Below are 860 nucleotides of genomic sequence, written 5' to 3' on the forward strand. Positions count from 1 at the left end.
ATTGTCGCTTTGTCTATCTTCTAGAAAACCCCAAACCTGGAACCGATGACCGCGAACGCCGTCCCAGTAGTGGCGACTTTCAACCAGGAGAATTTACTAAGCTATTTGAAGAAGTTTTAAATACAGTTGATTTGATTTTCCGTGATGGCATTGATTGGAAGGCTTTTGTTAATGCTTTTCAAAATGTGCAGAACCAAAATGAAGACACAAAATTAGGCTTACAAAGTATTGAAAATAAAGGTGATGGGGTAGTCGTTGTTAAGGTTGGTGTCCCTGATGGTGCTGATAAAGAAAAGATTCATAGTGATTTTACACACTATTATCAATTGGGACTGCAAGCAGCAGAGGAAAAATATAAGGCATTATTAAATATGCAAAAAGAGGATATAGATTTTCTTCGGAAACAAAATGCAAAAATTCCAGAGATGATTATGTCGTTAGCGAATCAATCTATGAATGTTAAAGTTGACAATAAAATAGAAAATAAACCTATGACTAACAGTAATGATGCCAGCCGTAAGATTAACATTGGCAGTGTTGGCGGTGATTTTAATGCTAGTGGACAAGCTTTGAATTTAGGTGAAATTAGTGGTACTGTCACAAATACTATTAATGAGTTGCCAAGTTCATCTAAACCTGATAAACCGGGAGTTAAGGAATTGTTGGCGCAATTGCAAGCAGCAATTGAGGCTGAGAAAAATTTACCTGAAGAAGATAAAGCTGAGGCGTTAGAACAGGTGAAGACTTTGGCGGAAGCCGGGAAAAGTCCGCAAGTTGAGGGGGCTATGCAAAAGGCGGCGAAAACGGCTTTGAAGATTTTGAAGGGTACAGTTGCTAGTTTACCCAGTGCAACTAAGTTA

At 38.5% G+C, this 860-nt stretch carries 1 pseudogene; it reads left to right on the top strand.

The features are described 5' to 3' along the window. Positions 1 to 860: pseudogene (locus NSP_RS26755) on the top strand (pentapeptide repeat-containing protein); the annotation flags it as partial.

Origin of the sequence: Nodularia spumigena CCY9414 (genome assembly GCF_000340565.2) — a bacterium.
Lineage (GTDB): Bacteria > Cyanobacteriota > Cyanobacteriia > Cyanobacteriales > Nostocaceae > Nodularia > Nodularia spumigena.